The organism is Enterobacter sp. RHBSTW-00318 (assembly GCF_014101375.1).
Taxonomy (GTDB): Bacteria; Pseudomonadota; Gammaproteobacteria; order Enterobacterales; family Enterobacteriaceae; genus Enterobacter; species Enterobacter ludwigii.
In genome coordinates this window covers 64,650-89,305 of the sequence record NZ_JABXQH010000001.1, presented here as the reverse complement: position 1 = coordinate 89,305, position 24,656 = coordinate 64,650, and the positions used below count along the sequence as shown (strand labels likewise).

27 protein-coding genes, 1 pseudogene and 1 other annotated feature are annotated in these 24,656 nt (G+C 54.3%); of the genes and pseudogenes, 21 read left to right on the top strand and 7 right to left on the bottom strand.

What is annotated here, in order from left to right:
* Positions 1-78 precede the first annotated feature (78 nt).
* Both HV157_RS00545 and cobO read left to right on the top strand, forming a co-directional pair.
* Complete coding sequence (locus HV157_RS00545) at positions 79-840, top strand: YciK family oxidoreductase (RefSeq protein WP_182268632.1); 762 nt, start codon at positions 79-81, stop codon at positions 838-840.
* On the top strand, positions 837-1,427 hold the full coding sequence (gene cobO, locus HV157_RS00540; RefSeq protein WP_020882435.1) for a cob(I)yrinic acid a,c-diamide adenosyltransferase: 591 nt from the start codon (positions 837-839) through the stop codon (positions 1,425-1,427). Before HV157_RS00545 ends, cobO begins: the two co-directional genes overlap by 4 nt.
* A 35-nt stretch (positions 1,428-1,462) precedes the next feature.
* Here cobO and rluB read toward each other — a convergent pair whose 3' ends face one another.
* The 3 genes from rluB to rnm all read right to left on the bottom strand — a co-directional run bounded on the left by rluB (position 1,463) and on the right by rnm (position 3,945).
* Positions 1,463-2,338: a 23S rRNA pseudouridine(2605) synthase RluB gene (rluB, locus tag HV157_RS00535; RefSeq protein ID WP_008502809.1), complete on the bottom strand. Its 876-nt coding sequence runs from the start codon at positions 2,336-2,338 to the stop codon at positions 1,463-1,465.
* A gap of 96 nt (positions 2,339-2,434) precedes the next feature.
* Positions 2,435-3,055 carry an L-threonylcarbamoyladenylate synthase gene (locus tag HV157_RS00530; RefSeq protein WP_003856793.1) on the bottom strand — a complete coding sequence of 207 codons (621 nt, stop codon included), beginning with the start codon at positions 3,053-3,055 and terminating at the stop codon, positions 2,435-2,437.
* Positions 3,052-3,945, bottom strand: coding sequence for an RNase AM (gene rnm, locus HV157_RS00525; protein ID WP_020882434.1), 894 nt, complete (start codon positions 3,943-3,945; stop codon positions 3,052-3,054). The genes HV157_RS00530 and rnm overlap by 4 nt, the downstream gene beginning before the upstream one ends.
* A 148-nt stretch (positions 3,946-4,093) precedes the next feature.
* Positions 4,094-4,188: a sequence feature (Trp leader region), on the top strand.
* Between the two features lie 25 nt (positions 4,189-4,213).
* On the opposite strand from rnm, the gene HV157_RS00515 reads away from it, so the two are divergent.
* From HV157_RS00515 to trpA, 5 genes are read left to right on the top strand one after another with little or no spacing between them, the layout of a single operon-like run.
* Positions 4,214-5,776 (top strand): anthranilate synthase component 1, encoded by a 1,563-nt coding sequence (locus HV157_RS00515; RefSeq protein WP_182268633.1) that lies wholly within the window; start codon positions 4,214-4,216, stop codon positions 5,774-5,776.
* Positions 5,776-7,371: a bifunctional anthranilate synthase glutamate amidotransferase component TrpG/anthranilate phosphoribosyltransferase TrpD gene (trpD, locus tag HV157_RS00510; protein WP_014170382.1), complete on the top strand. Its 1,596-nt coding sequence runs from the start codon at positions 5,776-5,778 to the stop codon at positions 7,369-7,371. The genes HV157_RS00515 and trpD overlap by 1 nt, the downstream gene beginning before the upstream one ends.
* 3 nt (positions 7,372-7,374) lie before the next feature.
* On the top strand, positions 7,375-8,733 hold the full coding sequence (gene trpCF, locus HV157_RS00505; RefSeq protein ID WP_063156491.1) for a bifunctional indole-3-glycerol-phosphate synthase TrpC/phosphoribosylanthranilate isomerase TrpF: 1,359 nt from the start codon (positions 7,375-7,377) through the stop codon (positions 8,731-8,733).
* A gap of 10 nt (positions 8,734-8,743) precedes the next feature.
* Complete coding sequence (trpB, locus tag HV157_RS00500) at positions 8,744-9,937, top strand: tryptophan synthase subunit beta (RefSeq protein WP_020882431.1); 1,194 nt, start codon at positions 8,744-8,746, stop codon at positions 9,935-9,937.
* Positions 9,937-10,746, top strand: a complete 810-nt coding sequence (gene trpA / locus HV157_RS00495) for a tryptophan synthase subunit alpha (protein ID WP_182268634.1) — start codon at positions 9,937-9,939, stop codon at positions 10,744-10,746. The genes trpB and trpA overlap by 1 nt, the downstream gene beginning before the upstream one ends.
* Positions 10,747-10,789: 43 nt before the next feature.
* Here the strand turns inward: trpA and HV157_RS00490 are convergent, their stop codons facing one another.
* Positions 10,790-11,818, bottom strand: coding sequence for an alcohol dehydrogenase catalytic domain-containing protein (locus tag HV157_RS00490; RefSeq protein WP_182268635.1), 1,029 nt, complete (start codon positions 11,816-11,818; stop codon positions 10,790-10,792).
* A gap of 25 nt (positions 11,819-11,843) precedes the next feature.
* On the bottom strand, positions 11,844-12,620 hold the full coding sequence (locus HV157_RS00485) for an SDR family oxidoreductase (RefSeq protein WP_182268636.1): 777 nt from the start codon (positions 12,618-12,620) through the stop codon (positions 11,844-11,846).
* Between the two features lie 176 nt (positions 12,621-12,796).
* Between HV157_RS00485 and HV157_RS00480 the strand changes: the two genes are divergently transcribed.
* The 9 genes from HV157_RS00480 (at position 12,797) to HV157_RS00445 (ending at position 18,346) form a co-directional block, all read left to right on the top strand.
* On the top strand, positions 12,797-13,711 hold the full coding sequence (locus tag HV157_RS00480; RefSeq protein WP_014170388.1) for a LysR substrate-binding domain-containing protein: 915 nt from the start codon (positions 12,797-12,799) through the stop codon (positions 13,709-13,711).
* A gap of 216 nt (positions 13,712-13,927) precedes the next feature.
* Entirely contained in the window at positions 13,928-14,209 is a 282-nt protein-coding gene (locus HV157_RS00475) for a hypothetical protein (protein ID WP_014170391.1), read from the top strand.
* 38 nt (positions 14,210-14,247) lie between these two features.
* A complete protein-coding gene (locus HV157_RS00470; protein ID WP_014170390.1) occupies positions 14,248-14,592 on the top strand; it encodes a carboxymuconolactone decarboxylase family protein in 345 nt (114 codons plus the stop codon).
* Between the two features lie 43 nt (positions 14,593-14,635).
* Positions 14,636-15,319: a cupin domain-containing protein gene (locus HV157_RS00465; protein WP_198922389.1), complete on the top strand. Its 684-nt coding sequence runs from the start codon at positions 14,636-14,638 to the stop codon at positions 15,317-15,319.
* Positions 15,316-15,555 carry an NAD(P)-binding protein gene (locus HV157_RS26135; RefSeq protein ID WP_233100366.1) on the top strand — a complete coding sequence of 80 codons (240 nt, stop codon included), beginning with the start codon at positions 15,316-15,318 and terminating at the stop codon, positions 15,553-15,555. The genes HV157_RS00465 and HV157_RS26135 overlap by 4 nt, the downstream gene beginning before the upstream one ends.
* A gap of 29 nt (positions 15,556-15,584) precedes the next feature.
* The gene (locus HV157_RS00460; RefSeq protein WP_233100365.1) at positions 15,585-16,418 is read left to right on the top strand and encodes an FAD-dependent oxidoreductase; all 834 of its coding nucleotides are present in this window, start codon (positions 15,585-15,587) and stop codon (positions 16,416-16,418) included.
* Positions 16,419-16,591: 173 nt separating this feature from the next.
* Positions 16,592-16,948, top strand: coding sequence for a cyclophilin-like fold protein (locus tag HV157_RS00455; RefSeq protein WP_182268637.1), 357 nt, complete (start codon positions 16,592-16,594; stop codon positions 16,946-16,948).
* A 109-nt stretch (positions 16,949-17,057) separates the two neighbouring features.
* Positions 17,058-17,555 (top strand): cupin domain-containing protein, encoded by a 498-nt coding sequence (locus HV157_RS00450; RefSeq protein ID WP_232937587.1) that lies wholly within the window; start codon positions 17,058-17,060, stop codon positions 17,553-17,555.
* Entirely contained in the window at positions 17,555-18,346 is a 792-nt protein-coding gene (locus tag HV157_RS00445; RefSeq protein ID WP_182268638.1) for a carboxymuconolactone decarboxylase family protein, read from the top strand. Before HV157_RS00450 ends, HV157_RS00445 begins: the two co-directional genes overlap by 1 nt.
* Before the next feature lie 75 nt (positions 18,347-18,421).
* Here HV157_RS00445 and HV157_RS00440 read toward each other — a convergent pair whose 3' ends face one another.
* Positions 18,422-19,321, bottom strand: a complete 900-nt coding sequence (locus tag HV157_RS00440) for a LysR family transcriptional regulator (RefSeq protein WP_014170396.1) — start codon at positions 19,319-19,321, stop codon at positions 18,422-18,424.
* A gap of 266 nt (positions 19,322-19,587) precedes the next feature.
* Between HV157_RS00440 and HV157_RS00435 the strand changes: the two genes are divergently transcribed.
* The 4 genes and pseudogenes from HV157_RS00435 (at position 19,588) to HV157_RS26125 (ending at position 22,936) form a co-directional block, all read left to right on the top strand.
* Positions 19,588-20,352, top strand: a complete 765-nt coding sequence (locus tag HV157_RS00435; protein WP_014170397.1) for a glucose 1-dehydrogenase — start codon at positions 19,588-19,590, stop codon at positions 20,350-20,352.
* Between the two features lie 143 nt (positions 20,353-20,495).
* Complete coding sequence (locus HV157_RS00430) at positions 20,496-21,365, top strand: aldo/keto reductase (protein ID WP_182268639.1); 870 nt, start codon at positions 20,496-20,498, stop codon at positions 21,363-21,365.
* A gap of 314 nt (positions 21,366-21,679) precedes the next feature.
* Positions 21,680-22,100: pseudogene (locus tag HV157_RS26130) on the top strand (hypothetical protein).
* Positions 22,022-22,936 (top strand): mechanosensitive ion channel domain-containing protein, encoded by a 915-nt coding sequence (locus HV157_RS26125; protein ID WP_223862528.1) that lies wholly within the window; start codon positions 22,022-22,024, stop codon positions 22,934-22,936. Before HV157_RS26130 ends, HV157_RS26125 begins: the two are co-directional and overlap by 79 nt.
* Positions 22,937-23,102: 166 nt before the next feature.
* Here HV157_RS26125 and cspA read toward each other — a convergent pair whose 3' ends face one another.
* The gene (gene cspA, locus HV157_RS00420; RefSeq protein WP_014170400.1) at positions 23,103-23,315 is read right to left on the bottom strand and encodes an RNA chaperone/antiterminator CspA; all 213 of its coding nucleotides are present in this window, start codon (positions 23,313-23,315) and stop codon (positions 23,103-23,105) included.
* Between the two features lie 589 nt (positions 23,316-23,904).
* Here cspA and HV157_RS00415 point away from each other — a divergent pair.
* On the top strand, positions 23,905-24,510 hold the full coding sequence (locus HV157_RS00415; RefSeq protein WP_050736943.1) for a hypothetical protein: 606 nt from the start codon (positions 23,905-23,907) through the stop codon (positions 24,508-24,510).
* Positions 24,511-24,656: the final 146 nt, after the last annotated feature.

Sequence of the window (24,656 nt, the reverse complement as noted above, 5' to 3'; positions counted from 1 at the left end):
TCTCATGCTAATTCGGGCATAAAGCCGAAAAGTCATAAAGAAGGCGTCATTGCGTCACTGCGCGCCAGAGGAGTCCCCGTGCATTATCAACCGCAAAAAAATCTGCTGCAAAATCGCATCATTCTGGTCACCGGTGCCAGTGACGGAATTGGTCGCGAGGCTGCCCTGACCTACGCTGACTATGGCGCGAGCGTTATTCTTATTGGTCGTAACGAAGAGAAACTGAAAAGCGTCGCGCAGGAAATAGAGGCGGCAGGCGGCATTCAGGCCCCGTGGTATACCCTCGATTTACTCACCTGCACGCCAGCGGTGTGCCAGGAGCTTGCTCACCGTATTAGCGCCCACTATCCGCGGCTGGACGGTGTCCTGCACAATGCGGGGTTGCTGGGAGAAGTCCGTCCTATGGATGAACAGGATCCCGATATCTGGCAGCAGGTGATGCAGGTCAACGTCAACGGCACGTTTTTCCTGACGCAGGCATTGCTTCCTTTATTACTTAAATCCGAGTCCGGCTCGCTGGTCTTTACCTCCTCAAGCGTAGGCCGCGAAGGTCGAGCCAACTGGGGGGCATATGCCGTCTCGAAATTCGCGACTGAAGGGATGATGCAGGTGCTGGCGGAAGAGTATCAAAGCCGCCATCTGCGCGTAAATTGCATTAACCCGGGTGGAACGCGCACCAAAATGCGCGCCAGCGCCTTCCCGTCGGAAGACCCGCAGAAACTGAAAACACCCGCAGACATTATGCCGCTCTATCTCTGGCTGATGGGCGACGACAGTCGTCGTAAAACGGGGATGACCTTCGATGCCCAGCCGGGCCGTAAACCAGGGATTTCGCAATGAGTGAAGAACGCCATCAACAACGCCAGCAGCGTCTGAAGGAACAGGTCGATGCGCGCGTTGCGGCCGCACAGGACGAGCGCGGGATAATTATCGTCTTTACCGGTAACGGCAAAGGTAAAACTACCGCGGCATTTGGCACCGCCACGCGTGCTGTCGGTCACGGGCAGAAAGTGGGCGTCATTCAGTTCATCAAAGGCGAATGGCCGAACGGCGAACGTAATCTGCTTGAACCGCATGGCGTTGAATTTCAGGTGATGGCGACAGGTTTTACATGGGATACGCAGAACCGGGAAACCGATACTGCAGCTTGTCTTGCAGTCTGGGAGCACGCCAAAAGAATGCTGGCAGACCCCGCCCTCAATATGGTTCTGCTGGATGAGATAACCTATATGGTGGCCTACGACTATCTCCCGCTGGATGCGGTACTGGAGGCGTTACAACAACGCCCGGCGCACCAGACGGTTATCGTCACGGGGCGTGGCTGTCATCGGGAAATACTGGAGCTTGCTGATACCGTCAGCGAACTGCGTCCGGTCAAACACGCGTTTGACGCGGGAATCAAAGCGCAAATCGGTATTGATTACTAAGAAAAAAGCCCGGTGATCATCACCGGGCTTTTATGTTAACCGTTGTTGTTACGGCTGCCAGAACGGCGGTTGCTGCTCACCTGGCTATGGCGTTTCACCGCACGACGGATCTGATTCGCCTTCATACGACGACGATCTTTTTCCACCGCCACTTTAGAGGTGGTTTCTGGCGTCAGGCCGACCAGTTCACGCAGGTAGTTAGTCTGTGTCAGATCCAGCTCGGTATAACCACCCCGTGGCAGACCTTTTGGCAGCAGGATGTCGCCATAACGGACACGGATCAGACGGCTCACCTGAACGCCTACCGCTTCCCAAAGACGACGCACTTCGCGGTTACGGCCTTCAGTCAGGGTAACGTTGTACCACTGGTTAATGCCTTCGCCACCGGTAAATTTGATGGTTTTAAATGCCGCAGGACCGTCTTCCAGCTGAACGCCGCGAGACAGATCGCGCAGTTTATTCTCATCAACCTGGCCGAAGACACGCACGGCGTATTCGCGTTCCACTTCACGGCTAGGGTGCATCAGACGGTTTGCCAGTTCACCATCAGTGGTAAACAGCAGCAGGCCGCAGGTATTCACGTCCAGACGACCCACGGCAATCCAGCGAGCGCCGCGCAGTTTAGGCAGACGGTCAAACACCGTCGGGCGACCTTCAGGGTCGTTGCGCGTACACAGCTCGCCTTCTGGCTTGTAATACGCCAGCACGCGGCAGATCTGCTCAGCGGACTCTTTCACGGAAATAAGATGACCGTCGATGCGGATCTTCAATCCCGGTACGATTTCTACGCGGTCACCCAGCGTGGCGATTTTACCGTCCACACTCACGCGACCCGCTTCAATAATGGCTTCGATTTCACGGCGTGAACCGTGGCCGGCACGCGCCAGCACTTTCTGTAACTTCTCGCTCATTGAGCTTCCTCAGGTGTCGCCTTCACAGGCGTCGAATCAGGTCAAAAGAGGGCTCAGCCCTGCTTTGATGGCCGCGTAGTATATCTGCTTACACCCTTACAAGAAAGGCTTAACATCACCCACGCCTTCACGAATTACTTCTGGCGCATCTTCGGTTAAGTCAACAACGGTGGTTGGCTGCTGACCAAGGTAGCCACCATGAATAATTAACTCGACCACCTTTTCCAGACGGTCTTTAATCTCTTCGGGATCGGATTCGGTGAACTCGCTGCCAGGCAACATTAAAGAAGTCGAAAGCATCGGCTCGCCGAGGGTTTCCAGCAGCGCCTGCGCAATCGGGTTGGACGGTACGCGCATCCCGATGGTTTTACGCTTTTCCTGTAACAGTCGGCGCGGCACTTCCTTGGTTCCTTTAAGAATAAAGGTGTAGTTGCCCGGCGTGTTATTTTTGATCAGACGAAACGCCACGTTATCGACATACGCGTAGGTCGACAGTTCGGAAAGATCGCGGCACATCAGGGTAAAGTTATGGCCGTCCGGCAGCTGACGAATGCGGCAAATGCGCTCCATCGCCCCTTTGTCTTCAATTTTACAGCCCAGCGCGTAGCCAGAATCGGTCGGGTAGACAATCACGCCGCCTTTGCGAACGATCTCCACGGCCTGATTAATTAAGCGTGGCTGCGGGTTATCCGGATGAATATAGAAAAACTGACTCATACTTCCCTCTCTTCAATTTTCTGCGGCTGTTCCCAGAGCTGCCAGACGGGCTCAACGCCTGCGGGCAACCAGAGCTTGCGTCCCAGCTCGATCCACGCACAGGGCTGATGGAAATCCGACCCTTGCGAACCCAGCAGACCGAACTGACGAGCGTAGGTCGCAAGCTGCGCACGCTCATTGGGCGCCTGCTGACACTGGGCGACTTCCATCGCCTCACCGCCACATTCGGCAAAGTGTGCCAGCAGTCTTTTCAGCCACTTAGCAGAAAGATTATACCGCCCCGGATGGGCGAGCACGGCCTTACCGCCAGAATGATGAATGACATCAATAGCTTGTTTTATTGTACACCACTGTGGCGGAACGTAACCGGTTTTCCCGCGTGCCAGATATTTTTTAAACACGTCCGCCATCGTCGTGGCTTTGCCCGCCTCAACCAGAAAACGGGCAAAATGGCCGCGCGTCACCGCCCCACCGTTTGCCAGTTTCTGTGCACCTTCCAGCGCTCCGGGAATATGCGCTTTTTCCAGTCGCTCACCAATCATTTCGGCGCGTTCGTTGCGGCGCGATTTTTGTTCTTGCAAAAACGCACGCATTGCCGGATGTTCAATATCGATATTGAGGCCAACAATGTGTATTTCGTGATTTTCCCAGACTGTCGAAATTTCGACGCCGGGCACCAGATTCAGCGCCAGTCCGCTGCGGGCAATTTCGGCGCGCGCCGCGGGAATGGCATCTGTCGTATCGTGATCGGTTATCGCCAGCGTGCCGACACGCATTTCAACGGCGCGATGAACCAGGGCTTCGGGTGTCAGCAGGCCATCAGAGGCCTGAGTATGGCTGTGTAAATCATAAATTACGGCGTAGGTGGTATCGCTCAAAGCACTTCCCATAGCAGGTTAAAGACATCCGAAACCCCTATGATAACGGCTTGGCGCGAAATTCTGAAATCAAGGGTTGACAACTTGCCATCGAACTAGTTAACTAGTACGCAAGTTCACACGAGAAAGGTATCTGAAAATGACAGCGCATTTCACTCTGCACGGTTGGTGGCGCACATCCTGATTATCGGGCAGTGTCACACGTCTGCGAAATGCAAACAGATACCCAGCCCGCGACTAAGCGGGCTTTTTTTTGAACAGAATAAATGAGAACAACATAATGCAAACAGCCAAACCACACCTCGAATTGCTGACCTGCGAGGCGGTCTATCGCCACAACCCAACCGCGCTGTTTCATCAGGTCTGCGGTGCGCGTCCGGCAACGTTGCTGCTGGAATCCGCGGATATTGACAGTAAAGATGATCTTAAGAGCCTGCTGCTGGTCGACAGCGCATTGCGCATTACCGCGCTGGGTGACACTGTCACGATAAAAGCGCTCTCTGAGAACGGTGCCGCGCTGCTGCCACTGCTGGACGCTTCCCTGCCAGCGGGCATCGAGAATGAAAGTCACCCGGAAGTGCGGGTACTGCATTTCCCGCCGGTCAGCCAACTGCTGGACGAAGATGCACGCCTCTGTTCTTTGTCAGTCTTCGATGCCTTCCGCCTGTTGCAAAACCTGGTCTCGGTACCAGAAGATGAACGCGAAGCGATGTTCTTTGGCGGGCTGTTTGCTTACGATCTGGTCGCCGGTTTCGAAGACCTGCCGGAAACCGAACAGGGCAACCGCTGCCCTGACTACTGCTTCTACCTGGCCGAAACCCTGCTGGTGATCGACCATCAGAAAAAATACACCCGTATTCAGGCGAGCCTGTTCACGCCATCCGTGACCGAGAAAACACGTCTTGAGCAGCGCATTGCTCAGCTGCAACAGCAAATGACCGAAGCGCCACCCGCTCTGCCGGTTCAGCATGTAGAGAAGATGACCTGTGAGGTTAACCAGACCGACGATCAGTACGGTGCCGTGGTGCGTCAGATGCAAAAGGCGATTCGCGCCGGTGAAATTTTCCAGGTCGTCCCGTCCCGACGTTTCTCACTGCCCTGCCCGTCGCCGCTGGCGGCCTATGACGTGCTGAAAAAGAGCAACCCAAGCCCGTATATGTTCTTTATGCAGGACAACGAGTTCACCCTGTTTGGTGCGTCACCGGAAAGCTCCCTGAAATACGACGCCACCAGCCGCCAGATCGAGATCTACCCGATTGCCGGTACACGCCCGCGCGGGCGTCGCGCCGATGGCTCTCTGGATCGCGATCTCGACAGCCGTATCGAACTGGAAATGCGCACCGACCACAAAGAGCTCTCCGAGCACCTGATGCTGGTCGACCTGGCGCGTAACGACCTGGCCCGCATTTGTACTCCCGGCAGCCGCTATGTGGCTGACTTAACGAAAGTCGACCGTTACTCCTTCGTGATGCACCTGGTCTCCCGCGTGGTGGGTGAACTGCGCAACGACCTCGACGTGCTGCACGCCTATCGCGCCTGCATGAACATGGGCACCCTGAGCGGTGCGCCGAAAGTCCGTGCGATGCAGCTTATCGCCGCCGCCGAAGGGCGTCGTCGCGGCAGCTATGGCGGTGCGGTGGGTTATTTCACTGCGCACGGTGACCTTGATACCTGCATCGTTATCCGCTCTGCCTATGTTGAAGACGGCATTGCCACCGTCCAGGCGGGCGCCGGGGTGGTTCTTGATTCTGTTCCGCAGTCTGAAGCTGACGAAACGCGCAATAAAGCTCGCGCGGTATTGCGCGCCATCGCTACCGCACACCATGCACAGGAGATTTTCTGATGGCTGACATTCTGCTGCTCGATAACATCGACTCCTTTACCTATAACCTGGCAGATCAGCTGCGTGCGAATGGTCACAACGTCGTTATCTATCGTAACCACGTGCCGGCGCAAACCCTGATTGAGCGTCTGGCAACCATGCAAAACCCGGTGCTGATGCTCTCTCCTGGCCCCGGCGCCCCCAGTGAAGCGGGCTGTATGCCTGAACTGCTGACCCGTATGCGCGGCAAGTTGCCTATTATCGGCATCTGCCTGGGGCATCAGGCGATTGTTGAAGCCTATGGCGGATACGTCGGCCAGGCGGGTGAAATCCTGCACGGTAAAGCCTCCAGCATTGAACATGACGGTCAGGCGATGTTTGCCGGGCTGCCGAATCCGCTGCCGGTGGCGCGCTACCACTCGCTGGTCGGCAGCAACATCCCGGCAGGCCTGACCATTAACGCCTCGTTCGAAGGCATGGTGATGGCCGTACGTCACGATACCGATCGTGTCTGTGGGATGCAGTTCCATCCGGAGTCAATCCTCACCTCTCACGGCGCGCGTCTGCTGGAACAGACCCTGGACTGGGCGCTGCAGAAACTGGAACAGACCAACACCCTGCAACCTGTTCTGGAAAAATTGTACCAGGCACAGACCCTGAGCCAGCAGGAGAGCCACCAGCTCTTCTCCGCCGTGGTTCGCGGTGAACTGAAGCCTGAACAACTGGCGGCCGCGCTGGTGAGCATGAAAGTTCGCGGTGAAAGCCCGCAGGAAATTGCCGGTGCGGCAACGGCGCTGCTGGAAAATGCCGCCCCGTTCCCGCGCCCGGACTATATGTTTGCGGATATCGTCGGTACCGGTGGTGACGGCAGCAACAGCATCAATATCTCCACCGCCAGCGCCTTCGTGGCGGCTGCCTGTGGTTTGAAAGTGGCAAAGCACGGTAACCGCAGCGTCTCCAGCCGGTCGGGATCGTCAGATCTGCTGGCCGCATTCGGTATCAACCTCGAGATGAACGCCGAACGTTCGCGTGAAGCCCTGGACGACCTGGGCGTCTGCTTCCTGTTTGCGCCGAAATATCACACCGGTTTCCGCCATGCGATGCCGGTTCGCCAGCAGCTTAAAACCCGCACGCTGTTTAACGTGCTCGGCCCGCTGATCAACCCGGCCCATCCGCCGCTGGCGCTAATTGGCGTCTACAGCCCGGAGCTGGTTCTGCCGATTGCAGAGACCCTGCGCGTGCTGGGTTATCAACGTGCCGCGGTGGTTCACAGTGGGGGAATGGATGAAGTGTCGCTGCATGCGCCAACGCTGGTGGCCGAACTTCGCGACGGTGAAATCCTGAGCTATCAGCTGGAGGCGAGCGACTTTGGTTTAACGCCTTACCATCAGGAAGCGCTGGCGGGCGGCACGCCTGAAGAAAACCGTGACATTCTGACGCGCTTATTACAAGGTAAAGGAGAGGTCGCCCACGAGGCCGCCGTGGCTGCCAACGTCGCGATGCTGATGCGTTTGCACGGCGAGGAAGATCTCAAAGCCAACGCACAAAAAGTTCTGAACGTACTGCGCTCAGGTGCAGCTTACGATCGCGTTACCGCACTTGCGGCAAGAGGGTAAAGAATGCAGACCGTTTTAGCGAAAATCGTTGCCGATAAGGCCATCTGGGTGGAAGCACGTAAAGCACAGCAGCCGCTGGCCAGCTTCCAGAATGACGTTGTCCCGAGCAGCCGTCGTTTCTATGATGCTCTGCAGGGCGCACGCACCGCGTTTATTCTTGAGTGCAAAAAAGCGTCTCCGTCGAAAGGCGTTATCCGTGACGATTTCGATCCGGCGCGAATTGCCGGTATCTACAAACATCATGCGTCAGCCATCTCCGTGCTGACGGATGAGAAGTATTTCCAGGGCAGCTTCGATTTCCTGCCTGTTGTCAGCGGGATCGCGCCACAACCGATCCTGTGCAAAGACTTTATTATCGACCCGTATCAGATTTGGCTCGCTCGCTTTTACCAGGCCGATGCCTGCCTGCTGATGCTCTCAGTGCTGGATGACGAACAGTATCGCCAGCTCGCTGCGGTCGCGCACAGTCTGAACATGGGCGTGCTGACCGAAGTGAGCAACGAAGAGGAGCTGGAACGCGCCATTGCGCTGAAAGCCAAAGTGGTCGGCATCAACAACCGCGATCTGCGTGACCTGTCGATTGACCTGAACCGCACGCGCCAGCTGGCGCCGCGTCTGGGCTCTGGCGTCACCGTGATCAGTGAATCCGGTATTAACAGCTACGCTCAGGTCCGCGAGCTGAGCCATTTCGCCAACGGTTTCCTGATTGGTTCTGCAATGATGGAACATGACGATCTCAATGCCGCGGTGCGCCGCGTACTCTTGGGTGAAAACAAAGTGTGCGGCTTAACCCGTGAAGAGGATGCCCTGGCTGCGTATGACGCCGGTGCGATTTACGGCGGGCTGATTTTTGTCGCCTCTTCCCCGCGCGTGGTGACCGAAGCGCAGGCGCGTCAGGTGATGACGGCAGCGCCACTCAGCTATGTGGGGGTCTTTCGCAACGCGGATATCGCCGACGTGGTAGCAAAAGCCGAAGCGTTATCTCTGCATGCGGTACAGCTTCATGGCAACGAAGATCAGGCCTATATCGATTCCCTGCGAAGCGCGCTGGCACCTCAGGTGCAAATCTGGAAAGCGCAGAGCGTGGGCGACAGGTTGCCTGAGCGTAACCTGAATCATGTTGATAAATACGTACTCGATAATGGCCAGGGCGGCACGGGACAGCGTTTTGACTGGTCCCTGTTGCACGGCGAAGTGCTGGACAATGTTTTGCTGGCGGGTGGACTTAGCCCGGATAACTGCGTGGAAGCCGCCAAAGCGGGCTGCGCGGGCCTCGATTTCAATTCAGGCGTAGAGTCGCAACCGGGCATCAAAGATGCCAGTAAGCTGGCCTCGGTATTTAAAACTCTGCGTGCATATTAAGGAAGAGAAGATGACGACATTACTAAACCCCTATTTTGGTGAGTTCGGCGGGATGTACGTCCCGCAAATCCTGATGCCCGCCCTGCGCCAGCTGGAAGAAGCGTTCGTGAGCGCGCAGAAAGATCCGGCGTTTCAGGCTGAGTTTACCGACCTGCTGAAAAACTACGCTGGCCGTCCAACGGCCCTGACGAAATGCCGTAACCTGACAGAAGGCACCAAAACCACGTTGTATCTTAAGCGTGAAGATTTGCTGCACGGCGGTGCGCATAAAACCAACCAGGTGTTGGGTCAGGCGCTGCTTGCAAAACGGATGGGTAAAACCGAAATCATCGCTGAAACTGGCGCAGGCCAGCACGGGGTGGCATCAGCCCTTGCCAGCGCCCTTCTCGGTCTGAAATGCCGCATTTACATGGGCGCAAAAGACGTTGAGCGCCAGTCACCTAACGTATTCCGTATGCGTCTGATGGGCGCTGAAGTGATCCCGGTGCACAGCGGCTCCGCGACGCTGAAGGATGCGTGTAACGAAGCGCTGCGCGACTGGTCTGGCAGCTATGAAACCGCGCACTATATGCTCGGCACCGCTGCAGGCCCGCACCCGTTCCCGACGATTGTGCGTGAATTCCAGCGCATGATTGGCGAAGAGACCAAAGCGCAGATCCTGGAAAAAGAGGGTCGCCTGCCGGATGCGGTGATCGCCTGCGTTGGCGGTGGCTCTAACGCTATCGGCATGTTCGCTGATTTCATCGACGAAACCAGCGTCGGGCTGATTGGCGTTGAACCTGCAGGACACGGGATTGAAACCGGTGAGCACGGCGCACCGTTGAAACATGGTCGCGTCGGGATCTACTTCGGTATGAAAGCGCCGATGATGCAGACCGATGACGGCCAGATTGAAGAGTCATACTCTATCTCGGCAGGCCTCGATTTCCCTTCCGTTGGGCCTCAGCATGCCTTCCTGAACAGTACCGGTCGTGCAGACTACGTTTCCATTACCGATGACGAAGCCCTGGAGGCGTTTAAAACGCTCTGTCGCCACGAAGGGATCATTCCTGCTCTGGAGTCCTCTCACGCCCTGGCGCATGCGCTAAAAATGATGAAAGAGAACCCGGAAAAAGAGCAATTGCTGGTGGTTAACCTTTCCGGTCGCGGTGATAAAGATATCTTCACCGTTCACGATATTTTGAAAGCACGAGGGGAAATCTGATGGAACGCTACGATAACGCATTTGCAGCACTGAAATCTCGCCAGGAAGGCGCGTTCGTTCCCTTCGTGACGCTGGGTGATCCGGGTCCTGAGCAGTCGCTGAAAATTATCGACACCCTGATTGAGGCCGGTGCCGATGCGCTGGAACTGGGTATTCCGTTTTCCGATCCTCTGGCCGATGGCCCGACTATCCAGAACGCAACGCTGCGGGCATTCGCGGCCGGTGTCACCCCGGGGCAATGTTTCGAGATGCTGGCCGCTATCCGCCAGAAGCACCCGACCATTCCGATTGGCCTGTTAATGTATGCCAACCTGGTCTTCAGTCGCGGTATTGATACCTTTTATGCAGAATGCGCGCGCGTGGGCGTTGACTCGGTGCTGGTGGCAGACGTACCGGTTGAAGAATCTGCGCCGTTCCGCCAGGCGGCGATGCGCCATAACGTGGCACCTATCTTCATCTGCCCGCCAAACGCCGATGATGAACTGCTGCGCCAGATTGCCTCTTATGGTCGCGGGTATACCTACCTGCTCTCCCGTGCGGGTGTAACCGGCGCGGAGAACAAAGCGGCGCTGCCTCTGCATCATCTGGTCGAGAAGCTGGCTGAATACCACGCGGCCCCTCCGCTGCAGGGCTTTGGGATTTCATCTCCCGATCAGGTCACGGCGGCAATTGACGCTAACGCAGCCGGTGCAATTTCAGGCTCCGCTATCGTTAAAATCATTGAGAAGAACGTGGACAAGCCAGAGCAAATGCTGGCTGAGCTGAAAACGTTTGTGAGCGCAATGAAAGCGGGAACGCGTAAAGCGTAACCTCTCCACCGTCTGGCTCCCCGCCAGACGGTGTTTCTGCCGATCAGTTATCCGGGTTCATCGTAAGCACTATCCGGTAGCGCGCCTTTCCCTGCCGTAACCTGTCGAGCGCCTCATTTGCCTGTTCAAAGGGCATCAGCTCTGTGACTGGCAGCGTCTGAAAGAGGTGGCTGAAACGCAGTGCGCGTTCGGTTTGCGACGGGGTGCTGACAAATGAACCTGTCAGGGTGCGTTCCGCGCCAATCATCATACCCGGCATGACCTGCAACGGTGTGCGTCCGGCACCCAACAGGATCGCTTTTCCTCTGGGGGCCAGGGCTGGCAATAACGCTGAAACCGCGTCTGCATCCGGGGCAGTCGCCACAATAATCTCGACGCCGCCTTCCGCTCTCAACCGTTCCGCCGCGTTTTCCGTCTGCGCATCGATATAGTGATGGGCGCCCAGCTGTAAAGCGTCATGTGCCTTTTCACTGCCGCGCGCAATCACGATAACCTCAAACCCCATCCTCCGGGCGTACTGAATCGCCATATGGCCTAAGCCACCAATACCGAGAATAGCCACCCTGTCTCCCGCGCTGGCACCGGATTGACGCAACGCGTTAAAGGTTGCCGTACCGGCGCACAAGATCGGGGCCGCGTGAACGGAAGTGAGCGCTGAAGGAATGGCAATCAGCGCGGTATGGCGGATAACAACATACTCGGCGTAACCTCCGTCACAGCTCAGCCCCGGCGTTAGCTGATTTTCACACAGGTGAAAAAGCCCGTTACGGCAAGGCGGGCAATGCTGGCAATATCCCCCAAGACGCCCGACGCCCACGCGCTGACCGGTGTGCCAGATCCCGGGAACTGCATCTCCTTTCCGGGTAATGTGGCCCACAATTTCATGGCCCGGAATGCGCCCGGGCTGCCCCGCTTCCGGTACCTTCTCCGCGTCCTGAAGATCGGCACCACAAACCCCGCATACCTCAATTTTAATCAGTACGTCCTCGGGCCCCGGCTCGGGCAACGGTCTAACGACCATTTCAAGCATACCCGGCGAGGAAACCTGCATAGCACGAAAAGTTTTATTCACGGTATCACCTGTGATGAGCGGTGTATTATGCGTTACGGCCAGCCATGACGCCGCCGTCAATGTCCCAGATTGCGCCGGTGACCCAGCCTGTCTTGTCAGAAAGCAGGAAGGCAACCGTTTCAGCCACATCGCCCGGCGTACCCACGCGGCCAATCGGATGGAAGCTGTCGAAGCTGTTCATCACCTCTTTTACATCGTCTTTCGGGATGAAGCCTTCATAAATTGGCGTGTGAACAACGGCCGGAGACACGGCATTGACGCGAATGCCTTTCCCGCCCAGCTCAATAGCCAGGTTTTTGGTCCACGCATGCAGGCCGGCTTTCGCCATGGAATATGCGGAAGACGGCGTGGCCCCGATGGCCTGCTGTGCCCACATAGAGCCGATATTGACGATGGAGCCTTTAATACCGGCATCAATCATATTGCGCACCACATCACGGGTGATGAAGAAGTTCGCGCGGTTGATGCTCATGTACATGTCGTAATCTGACGCTTCATGTTCAGTAAACGGTTTCGGGAAGAACACGCCAGCGGCATTGACCAGCAGGCTGATGTCTTTATGTTCAGCATTGATGGTATTCATCACGTGCTGCATACCCTCTTCTTTCATCAGGTCAGCCACGATGATGGATACCGGCCCGTCGACCGCCAGCGCCTGACGAGCCTGCTCCGCTTTGTCCTTGCGGTTCCCCACCAGCACCACGCTGCCACCGTTTTTCAGAACCCGCTTCGCCGTTTCGAAGCCCATACCGCTTGTACCACCGACCACTAACAGCTTTTTACCGGCAAAAGATGCGTTCATCGCTAACCTCTTTTAAAACATTTGGTTGTCATTGATGAAAAGCCTCGCTCCTCATCGTGTGCATCCAGAATGCCACCCTGCATCAGGGTTGACGACTGAGAAGAAATTGCGACACAGGAAAGAAAATCTTCTTCGTTCAGGTATACTGAAAGAAAGAATAAATCGGAGTACCTGCAATGCGTTCCCTGAACAGACTTAAATGGCTACATGCTTTTGAAGCGACCGCCCGTCACGGTAGCTTTACCGGTGCGGCACAAGAGCTTGGCGTGACGCCTGCCGCAGTAGGCCAGCTTGTTCGTTCGCTCGAAGACTGGGTTGGCCACCCGCTGCTTCGCCGTACGCGGTCGGGTAAGGAGCGCCTGACGCTGGTGGATGAGGCTCAGGATGCGCTGCAGGACATTACGCAGGGCCTGGACAAGCTGGAAAGCGGGTTAAACAAACTGCGCGGACGTCGCGCACGTTCTGTCGTGGTCGTCACCGCCTCTCAGGTATTGATGATGAACTGGCTGATGGAGCGTCTTAACCGGTTCTCAGAAACGCATGACACAATCGATCTGCGGCTTAACGTCACGGAAAAGCTGATGGACGTATCGCACGGCGAGGCGGATATCGGCATTCGCTGCGGACAGGGAGACTGGCCCGGCGTGAATAAAACCTGGCTGATGGATGAAGAGGCGGTGCTGGTCTGTAGCCCCCGCCTGGTGCCTCCGGAGAAAATTGCCTGTGGTGACTGGCTCGCCACGCAGAAGCTGATCCACGATGACACGCCGCACCCGGGCGCGAATTTTCCCTCATGGGACGACGTTCTCCGTACCGTCAATGCCCCTGGCGCGCTGGAAAGCAGGCTGCATATTAACTCCACCTCCGCCGTGATTCTCTCGGCCCTGAGCGGCCGGGGGGTGGCGATTGTACGTCACGCGCTGGTGAAACAGCTGATTGAAACCGGGCAATTGGTTCAATTGCACCCAGACCATCGCTGGCCGTTAACATGGTCTTACTACCTGGTGACCCCGCAGCACACCGCCATGCGTGAAGAAGTAAAAATATTTCACGACTGGCTTCTTCATGACGTGGTCTCTGACAATCCTTAACTCCCCCTTTTTTAAGCATCATGCAGCAAGGGTCATCGCGTACCGGCATGATGCTTCCTTCCTCAGACGCCCGACATAGTTTTTCTTTTCTGCAACGCAAGATTAACTGATTTGTTGAAGATAACCGGCTTTCTCATAATCGCCCTCAACGAACGGTAAAGCAGACCGGTACCTTATCTGGCCGCCTTGCCTTAACCCTGAGCGAAGGAGAGAACGATGGCTTATCTGCAAATCAGCCTTGATATCAGTAATGAAAACCGTGCGGCAGCCGCCGGGGTCTACCAGCAATACAAAACCCCGTTCCTGACCACCATCGACGGTGCCACCTCTAAAGAACTGCTTGTTCGTGACGAGGACGTACAGGTCCTGCACGGATTTAAAACCGTGTCCCAGGCACAGGCGTATCTCAGCAGTCCGCTTTTCACCCAGGACGTCGTTGAAGCACTGAAACCATATCTGAACAGCGCGCCTGAAATCCGCATTTACGACGTCCTGTAACGGGCATTTTCTGAAACCTACACGTACCGGAGCTATGAATGTTTTTAAACTGGAATGAATATCGCACCAGCCTGCTGGCCACCGTCGGGAAATTTGCCAGACTGCAGCCTGAATTTATGAAAGGCTTACAGCAGATGGATAAAGGGGCTTCTGAAAATCAGCACCTTGATCCCAAGACCCACGAACTGATTGCGCTGGCTGTTGCCGTTACCACTCGCTGTGATGGTTGCCTGGCGGTACATGTGGAAGCTGCGGTTAAGAAAGGCGCAACGCGTGAAGAGATAGCTGAAGCGCTTTCCGTTGCCATCAGTCTGAACGCCGGTGCTGCGTTAACCTACACCGCCCGGGCTCTGGATGTTTTTGACAACCTGCCAACAAAATAAACCTGCATACGGCACCGCCTGCGGTGCCGTTTAATGACTGACTATGATGTTACTGAATTCTGATTTTTCACAGCGAGCCATCATTACTCCTGATGACTACCGCTGGGTGCCCTCCCCGCAACCCGGTGTGGAGCGCGTCATGCTTGATCGCATTGGCCGCGAGCAGGCCCGCGCAACCAGCCTTGTCAGGTATGCCCCTGATTCTGTGTTTCCTGAGCACACCCACCCCGGCGGAGAAGAGATCCTGGTGCTGAGCGGTACCTTTACGGAAAACGGAACCGATTATCCGGCTGGCTGGTATCTGCGCAGCCCGGACGGCTCGTCGCATCGACCGTCCAGTCGTGACGGCACCACCCTGTTCGTTAAGCTGCGCCAGTTCGCCGCCGAAGAACAGGAACCGGTCAGGATCAATACCAACGAGGCGAGTCGCTGGCACGGCCAGCCGCACAGACTCCTTTGTCCCCTGTTCGCAAGCGTAGCGGAAACCACCCAGCTTCAGAGGATCGCACCGGGTGAACGACTCTTCTGCGCTCCGCTCGCCGGAGGAGCCGAGCTCCTGCTTCTCGAAGGTGAAATCAGCGCACCGGAAGGTCGTTACCTGAAAGGAAGCTGGCTCAGATTTCCTGAAGGCGATTTGCCGGCGCTGACGGCCGCCGCCTCTGGGGCACTTTTTTATCTTAAAACGGGACATCTCAGCCCGACTACACTGACCGGAGCGATACCATGAAAGGCAGCGTTATTATCATTGGTGCGGGTGTCAGCGGCCTGTATGCGGGCACACTGCTTGAAAAAGCGGGAGTGGATTACGTGATACTGGAAGCGAGGAAAAGAACCGGCGGTCGCGTACTTTCAGGTCAGGCGTTAGCAAACACGCCTGATGGGGTTCATGTGGACATGGGGCGACCTGGTTCTGGCCGGAAATTCAGCCTGACTTCGCACACCTGGTTCATCAACTTGGATTAACGCCTCTCCCTCAGGGGCGACCAGGGGATATGCTTTATGAACGCCAGACGACGTCCCCTGCGCAACGTTATCCTGCCTATGTGACATCACCGGAGTCGTTCAGGCTTCAGGGTGGAATGCAGACGCTGACGAGCGCATTAACACGCCAGATCCCGGCGCAGAAGATTAAGTCAGACCATCAGGTGGTTTCTATTTCCCGTCTCGGCGAGGGTATGCAGGTCGCGACGCAGTCCGAAACGGGCGAAGGCTCACTTTTCACCGGTGAACACGTTTTCCTCGCCCTGCCTCCCGCACTGGCAGCAAAAATGACGTTCGAGCCAGCATTGCCGGAGCGGGTCCTTTCACACTGGCGTAAAACGCCAACCTGGATGGCGCCTCACGCAAAATATGTCGCCCTGTACCAGACCGACTTTTTGCAGGCACAGCATCTCTCCGGTGATGTAAGCAGCCGTGTGGGTCCAATGGTTGAAATTCACGATGTGTCAGAGCCCGATACCGGCAAAACGGCTATCTTTGGTTTTATTGGCGTACCGGCAAAATCGCGATGGACGGTGAGCGAGGCCGAACTCAAGCGACTCTGCCGGGAGCAACTGGTGCGACTCTTCGGAGAAGACGCGGCAGAGCCTGAAGCCGAGTGGATAAAAGACTGGGCCGCCGATCCGTTTACGACGACAGAATTTGACCTGCAGCAGGACGTCGGGCACGCACAGCCTCAACAGGTTCCGGCGCAGGAAGAATGGGCTGATAAATTAACCGGGATTGCCAGCGAATGGTCACCGCAATTTTCGGGTTATCTGGCCGGCGCAATTGACGCTGCTGCTGAAGGCGTTGGGCACTGGTTACGCCACGTTGCCAGACCCTGAGGCCTGTATCTGCCGATAACAAACATTTTGCTTCCCGGATCGGATTAATGAAATTTATTCATTTTTCTATTCTGATAACGCCTATTAACACGCGGTTTATTTCTGTTAAGAATAGTTGCCAATGACTGCAGACGAATGCCGGCTGGCGCAACGAACTCATACAGGAAAACCCGATGAAGATAAAAATTATACTCAACGACAAGACGCTGACCGCAACGTTAAATAGCAGCCAAACCAGTCGTGACTTTATCGCACTGTTGCCCCTCACGCTGCAGCTGAAAGATTATGCCGGGGAAGAGAAAATCAGCGATCTTCCTCGCCGCCTGTCCACGGCCGGCGCACCCGCGGGAACCGCGGCCGCTAAGGGTGATATCACGCTATATGCCCAGTGGGGAAATCTGGCGATTTTCTATAAAGCACACGGATATGCGTCGGGATTAATTACGCTGGGGCAATTAGACGAACCGGATGCCTTGCCCGTATCACCTGCTGAATATACTGCCCGATTTGAGCTACTGACGGATAAGTAGCCGCCCGAATATGTATTTCCGGCACAGCCGGCAAATCTCATCACAACACATTTATTCCCTTCTCTTTTTCCCGGTACCGGGTTTGCCGTTTCATTCACAACAGGAGAGTATGATGATCCGTTTCACCTCTGTAGCAGCATCACTATTGGTATTTGCAGGTATGTCCGCACACAGCGAAACCACCCCTTCAGCTCAAATGACCGTGTCTGAAACGGGCAGTCGCGCGACGGTTGCCGAACCCGCTGATCACTTTACCGGACGTGCTTACATTGACCCCCTCTTCTCACCTGTCGCCCCGCAAAGAACAGGCGCCGCGTATGTCACCTTCGTGCCCGGCGCACGTTCCGACTGGCATACCCATCCGCTTGGGCAAACACTGGTGGTCACGTCCGGGACGGGCTGGGTGCAGGAGTGGGGGCAGGAGCGAAAAACCGTGCACGCCGGGGATGTCATTCAATGCCCGCCAGGGGTTAAACACTGGCACGGCGCAACGGATAAAACCACGATGGTGCATATGGCCATTCAGGAATCGAATGAGCAGGGGCAAAACGTGAACTGGCTTGAAAAAGTCAGCGATGCGCAGTACCTGCAGGCGGGAGGGCATTAATGCTGAACAGAACCGCCCTGCTTATCGTTTCACTCTTATTGATTAACGGATGTGTCTCCCAGACTACTCAAAACAGGAGTTCGACAATGAAACCGGAAGACTCACGGGACGCTGTAACCCAGGTCGCGCCAGCAATGGCTGCCTATTCAGAACAGTTTATTGAAAAAGATCTCTGGAATCGCCCGGAACTGTCGCGACGCGATCGAAGCCTGGTGACGGTTGCAGCGCTGATCAGCCGCAATGATACGGCGGAACTTCCCCACTACCTCAACGTGGCGCTGGACAGCGGCGTAAAACCTGCGGAAATCTCAGAGACAATCACCCACCTGGCTTTTTACGCCGGCTGGCCGAAAGCCACCTCTGCGGCGCTGATCACGCGTCAGCTGTTTGCGCAACGCCATATTGATACCGCTTCCTTGCCAGGCGGAAAGGTGGATTTCCTGCCGCTGGATGAGGAGTCGGAAAACAAGCGTGCCACGCTGGTTGAATCAAACTTTGGCAAGGTCTCGCCGGGCATAGTGAAATACACGACCGACGCGCTATTCCAGAACCTGTGGCTCAGGCCCGGACTGGCGCCTCGGGACAGAAGTCTGATCACGGTCAGTGCGTTGGTCACTGCCGGCCAGGTGGCCCAGGTTCCTTACCATCTCAACCGCGCCATGGACAATGGTTTAACCCGGACCCAGGCGTCCGAAGTCCTGACGCAACTGGCCTTTGTTGCGGGCTGGCCCAATGTTTTCTCGGCGATGCCGGTCTTTAAAGAGGTGTTTGCCGGCAGGGATAATGCCTGACATTTAGCCACGCAACTGTAAACGCCAGGCACCGGATGATGGGCCTGGCTTTGCGTTGCTGACAAACGTCTCTCTTCAGGGATGTTTGTAATGGCGTAGCGCGTCGACCACCAGCTGGAATGCTTTCGATAGATTTCGGTTCTCGGGATAGTAAATATAATAGCCATCCCAGTAGGGGCACCAGTCGTCGAGCACGCTAATAAGCTCCCCACGGGCAATATGCTTTTCTGCGATATCACGCGGAACATGCGCCAGGCCGTACCCTTCCACTGCAGCCTGAAGGCACTGATAGATCCGGCTAAAGACCAGCTGGCCAGTGACTTTCACGTTCAGGCTTTTACCCTCTTTTTCAAATTCCCAGACGTATAAATTGCCATGCGTCGGAAACCGCAGGTTGATGCAGTTGTAATCAATCAGATCGTTAGGGTGCTGCGGCTGAGGATTGCGGGAAAAATAATCAGGTGAGCCGACCACGGCAAAACGGACATCCGGGCCAATACGCACGGAAATCATGCCGTTGGAGATCTGTTCCCCCAGACGGGTTCCTGCATCAAACCGCCCGGAAACAATATCCGTCAAGGCATAGTCATCAATCAGCTCCAGACTAATGTCAGGATATTCTTTAAGCAGCGGTTCCAGCTTCGGCCAGATAACAGACCCGATAGCATAATCTGACGTTGATATACGCACCGTACCCGCGGGTTTGCTGTTGAGATCTTTCAGGGACTGCAAACGACCCTGAATACCATCGATGTAAGGCCCCAGGTCATCCAGCATGGACTGACCAATATCGGTTAACGCAATACTGCGCGTGGTGCGAGTCAGCAGTTTCATCCCCAGACGAGATTCGAGGGTACGCATAGTATGGCTCAGGGCTGACTGCGACACGCCTAATTGGGCCGCAGCTTTGGTGAAGCTTTTTTCGCGCGCAACGGCAATAAAAGCCATTAAGTCATTAAGATTTTCTCGTGCCAATCTGGGCCTCTGATATCCGGAAAAAATGGGTGGCTGATTCATCCCAATACACTGTCTCTTCAGACGAAAAGCGTTCTGGCGGTATGGCGTTCATTATAAATGACGGCCGCCTGCGCTGTACGAGAAGCAGTCTATCTAATTTATGAAAATTCCTCATTACTGCATTTTGATTTAGTCAGTTTTAACAACATCACATTTCCCGCAGAATACTTTTACACAACGTGAGACGTCTGCATTGCACGTGATTCCACGGTAAGAGGTATCAAATGGTTAAGTATGATTTTAGTGGCAAGGTGGCGCTGGTCACCGGCGCGGCTTCCGGTATGGGGCTCGCGACCGTCAGGGCATTTTGCGAATCTGGCGCAACGGTGGTGATGGCGGATATTCGCGAGGATGCGTTATCTCGCGAAGCGGATGCGCTACTGGCTGAAGGGTATACCGTGAAACCCGTTGTCTGCGACGTGACTGACGAAGAGCAGGTCAGACGCATGATTGAGAACGCAGTACAGGCGTTTGGTCAGCTCGACGCCGCCTATAACAACGCCGGTATTCAGAGCCCCATTGCAGAAACCGCAGATGCCAGCGGCGAAGAGTTTGATCGCGTCAACGCGATTAACCTGCGGGGTATCTGGAACTGCATGAAATATGAGCTGCAACAAATGCGCCGTCAGAAAAGTGGCGCTATCGTTAACTGTTCGTCTCTGGGCGGGCTGGTCGGCATTGCCGGGCGCGGCGTTTATCATGCGACAAAGCATGGCGTCCTCGGGCTGACCAAAAGCGCAGCGCTGGAATATGCCGCACGTGGAATACAGATCAACGCCGTTTGTCCCGGCATTATCCGCACGCCAATGGTCGAAAATATGCTGAACAGCGAGCCTGACGCAATGGCCGAGCTCATGAAACTGCAGCCAATTGGTCGCCTGGGCGAGCCCGAAGAGATCGCGCGCGCCGTCTTATGGTTGTGCAGTTCCGATGCCAGTTTCGTCACCGGACAGGCTCTGGCAATTGATGGCGGTTATACGGTTCAGTAATCAGATGTCATTCTGGTTTATTCCCGACAGGGTGTAGACCAGCGTATTCAGCGATTTGAAAGAATAAATACGATTACCACGGGTTCGTCGTGGTTCTGTTTATACTTTTGAATGGTGTCTAAACAGGGTGGAGGGACTCTTCAGTGGAATATACAGTATTAAGCAACAACCTCAGAATGCCGATGGCGGGTTTTGGTGTTTTTCAGGTCACCGATAAAGAAGAATGTAAACAGTCAGTGCTGAGCGCCATTCGTACAGGCTATCGCCTCATTGATACCGCAGCAGTGTACGGCAATGAAGACGCCGTGGGCGATGCCGTTCGTGAAGCCATCGCTGAAGATCTGTGTACCCGCGAGGAGTTATTTATTACCTCTAAGCTGTGGGTGCAGGACATGGCAAGCTACGAGACCGCCAAAGCCGGTATTGAGGCCTCGTTAAAAAAATCGGGATTAGACTATTTCGATCTCTACTTATTGCATCAGGCAATGCGCGATTATTTCAGCGCGTGGCGGGCTTTGGAAGATGCGTATGATGCCGGAAAGCTAAAAGCGATTGGCGTGTCTAATTTCTACGCCCATGTGCTCACCAACTTCTGTGAAACGGTCAGAATTAAGCCCATGGTAAATCAGGTGGAATTACACCCTTACTTTGCGCAATCTGACGCGCTCGAGACCATGAAATATTACAACGTTCAGCCAGAAGCCTGGGCACCACTTGGCGGCGGAAGGCACAAACCGTACGAAAATGAAATGCTCAAGGGGATCGCCGAAGCGCATCAAAAAACCATCGCTCAGATCATTCTGCGCTGGAATGTGCAACGTGGCGTTACCGTCATTCCTAAATCCACGCACCAGAACCGGATTGAAGAGAACCTGGCCATCTGGGACATCTCTCTGACTGATGCCGAAATGGCGCAAATCAGTTCGCTCGACTTAGGCTATGTTGGCGATGCGGTTAAACACTTTAACCCTGAGTTTGTTCGCGGGTGTCTGGGTGTAAAAATCCACGACTAAGCGCGACGCGGCGTGCCACCCTCTTCCACTTCTGCAGAGAATGTTACGCCCCTCTCCCTGCTTCGGTACCGAGCAGGGAGAGGATATATGTTTTAGCGATCCAAATGCTGAAGGTGGACATCGTCTGCTTTTATTGCCTGGAACGGTTCTGGAAATAAAGTTACCGGCCGAAACAAAATAGGTCTGTGCGACTTAGGATTCAGGTCGTGGACTTGTCTGTACCGGATATGCCATTATATGATTTGGTTAAATCTTTGTATTTATCTTTTGAATAAGGTTAATACAAAATGGCATACTTATTCAGGCGATAAGCGATGGTGTACTTGGATTATTTATTAACATTTATAGAAAGCAATCCGGCTCTGGCCATTGGATTTAATCTTATTCTGTTGGTCATCTCAGGTTTCTTTGCGCACCTGATGTGTAAATTCCTGCTCATAAAAATCGTTCGTAAGGTCTTCTTTGCCAGCCATAAACAGGATGTCCCGCTGGAAAAAGATCGTCGCATAGCCGAAAAGCTGTCGAATTTCATTCCGGTTATTATCGTTTATTACGTCCTGCAGTTTATGCCCAATATGCCTGCATCGCTGGTGACGGCAATAAATACCATTTGTGGGATTCTATTCTTTATTTTTCTGTCGGTTTTCTTCAATGAGATGCTGGATATTGTCAACAGCTCATATTTACGCAAGACGAAGCGTAAAAATCACTCTATCAAAGGCTATATCCAGATAGGGAAAATATTTATTCACGTCATTGCCGCGATCATGATCCTTGCCGTCATGTCGAATAAATCCCCCGCGATTATTATTTCCAGCCTCGGGGCCGTGGCGGCCGTGCTGATGTTAGTCTTTCAGCATACCCTGCTTTCGCTCGTTGCCAATATCCAGCTTTCGTCAAATGACGTCCTGCAGTTGGGGGACTGGATTGAAATGCCCGATAAAAACCTGAGTGGCGAAGTGACCGACATTGCGCTGCACACCATTACTATCCGTAACTGGGATAACACGATCTCGCGTATCCCGACCAAAAACTTTCTGACCGAAACGTATACCAACTGGCAGGCCATGTTTTCGTCAGGCGCACGCCGGATTATGCGCAGCACCACGATCGATCAGCACTCCGTTACATTTCTCACGCAGGAAACGCTGGCCCCGATGCTGGCCCTGCGCGGCACGAATGAACCGCTGGCAAAACTCATCGACGGGCGTGATCCCATGGGCATACCGGACAGTTGGTTTATGGATAATGGCCTGACAAATTTAACGCTCTTTCGGCACTACCTGATGGCCTGGCTCGCCGATCGGCCTGATATTATCAAAGATATGTATATTGTGGTGAGAACGCTGAAGCCTACGCCGTCGGGTATTCCCCTGGAAATTTATTGCTTTACCTCTTCCGTACTGTGGATGGAGTATGAGAATACTCAGTCAGCGATATTTGAATACATCACCGCTGTCGCCGGTCAGTTCTCGCTCCGCTTATATCAGTATCCGGCAGGACATGATTTCTGGCGTTTATCACAGGAACACAGCCTTCGGGACCGCACCCCACCTCCGGGTGAAGGTTAAGCTTTTTTGAAAACAGGCCGGTCAAACGGAATAATAGACAGCCTATCACCATCCTGAAGCCATAAAAAAACCCGCACTCGGCGGGTTTTTTTATTATCGGTGAAGCTTAACTGCTCAGACTCGCGTCTTCATCGCTATCGTAAGGCTCACCGACAATGTGGGCGACTTACAGCGGAGAAACGTTACCCGCTGCTGGGCCTTTAGCGCCATTTTCAATGGTGAAGGACACTTTCTGGCCTTCATCAAGAGATTTGTAGCTGTCGCTCTGAATAGCAGAGAAGTGTACGAATACATCTTTGCTGCCGTCGTCAGGAGTGATAAAGCCAAAACCTTTATCAGAGTTAAACCATTTTACTAAACCAGTCATTTTATTAGACATAGATAATTCCTTATTTTTTGAGCCACTAAGCGCGGCGATGATGGCCTGTATTTAGAGAGTAACTTATTTGGCACTTAGGAGGAGGCTCACGAAGAAGAGTATCTATTGATAACACCTGAACTGAGGACTGCTTTACTAAACTGCTTTAATAAGGTCTGTATTCCAAACCGATGACGCTATTTAGGCACAGAAAAATTTTTTAAGCAAAGTTTTTATTTTTTATTATAACCACTTAAACACCCGGACGGCTGAATGGCTATGGAAATTAAGGCGCTGGAGCAGCGTATTCACGCCCTGTTTAGCTAAAGCATACTTCCCCTTTTGAGGGTGGATACCCGTCTGACGATGGGTCATCGTATGCGCGTGACTGCTCAACCAGAGGCTGAACTCGTGTGGCATGGGATTACATCGCTCAGGCGACTTTCCACCTGGATTTCTGATGCAAGGCTGAAGTCTGAGGTGGAAAGCTAATGCGCCCTCGCTAAGTAGCTCAAAATGCTTAAAATTCATGCCTATAGCGCACAAAGTGAAATAGATTTTCGTTCGAAGCCACTTATCATAGGTGTTTTGAATGAAAGTGGTGGTGTTAATGTTTGTGCTCAAAAGCTTTTTCTTCTTTCTTTTCGCGTCAGCAGCCTGCACTGTGCCCGTGCTTTGCCTGTGGGCGGATATCTATTTATTTAACCTGGATATACCGGAGATATCGCTGACCGAAATTGTGCAGGAATCAGTTTTAGGGGGCATTGTATTTATACACTTCCTGCTGGCGAAGAAATGGGCATTCATGCGCTATTGCAACATCCTGATTGGCGGCTTTTTCCTCTCCATGCTGATTCGAGAACTGGATGCATTTTTCGATCTTCTGGCTCACGGAAGCTGGGTATGGTTTGCACTGCTTTCCGCCGTTTGCGCTTTGCTTTATCCCGTTATCCATTATCGTCTTACCCTTACGCAACTGGCAGACTATACCCGTACCCCGTGGTACGGCGTGATGCTCAGTGGTCTGTTGGCAGTCCTGGTCTTCTCCCGACTGTTTGGAATGCACGGGTTATGGTACGCGATACTTGATCAAAGCTACGTCAGGGTAGTCAAAAATGTCGTGGAGGAAGGCAGCGAGTCATTCGGGTATATGCTCTGCCTTATAGCATCTGTAGGGTACTACTGCTCTTTCCGGTCGCTCCCCCGCCAGAAATGATTCTGGTATTTAGAGAGCACGATAAACACGCCAATCTTCCTGTGACGATGAGTTGAACGCCACAGGGAGAGCGGACTTCTATTCTCAAAAGCAAACGTTGTAGCGCCCAATATAATACGTTGCATCTCTCTTAACGCCATCCGCGT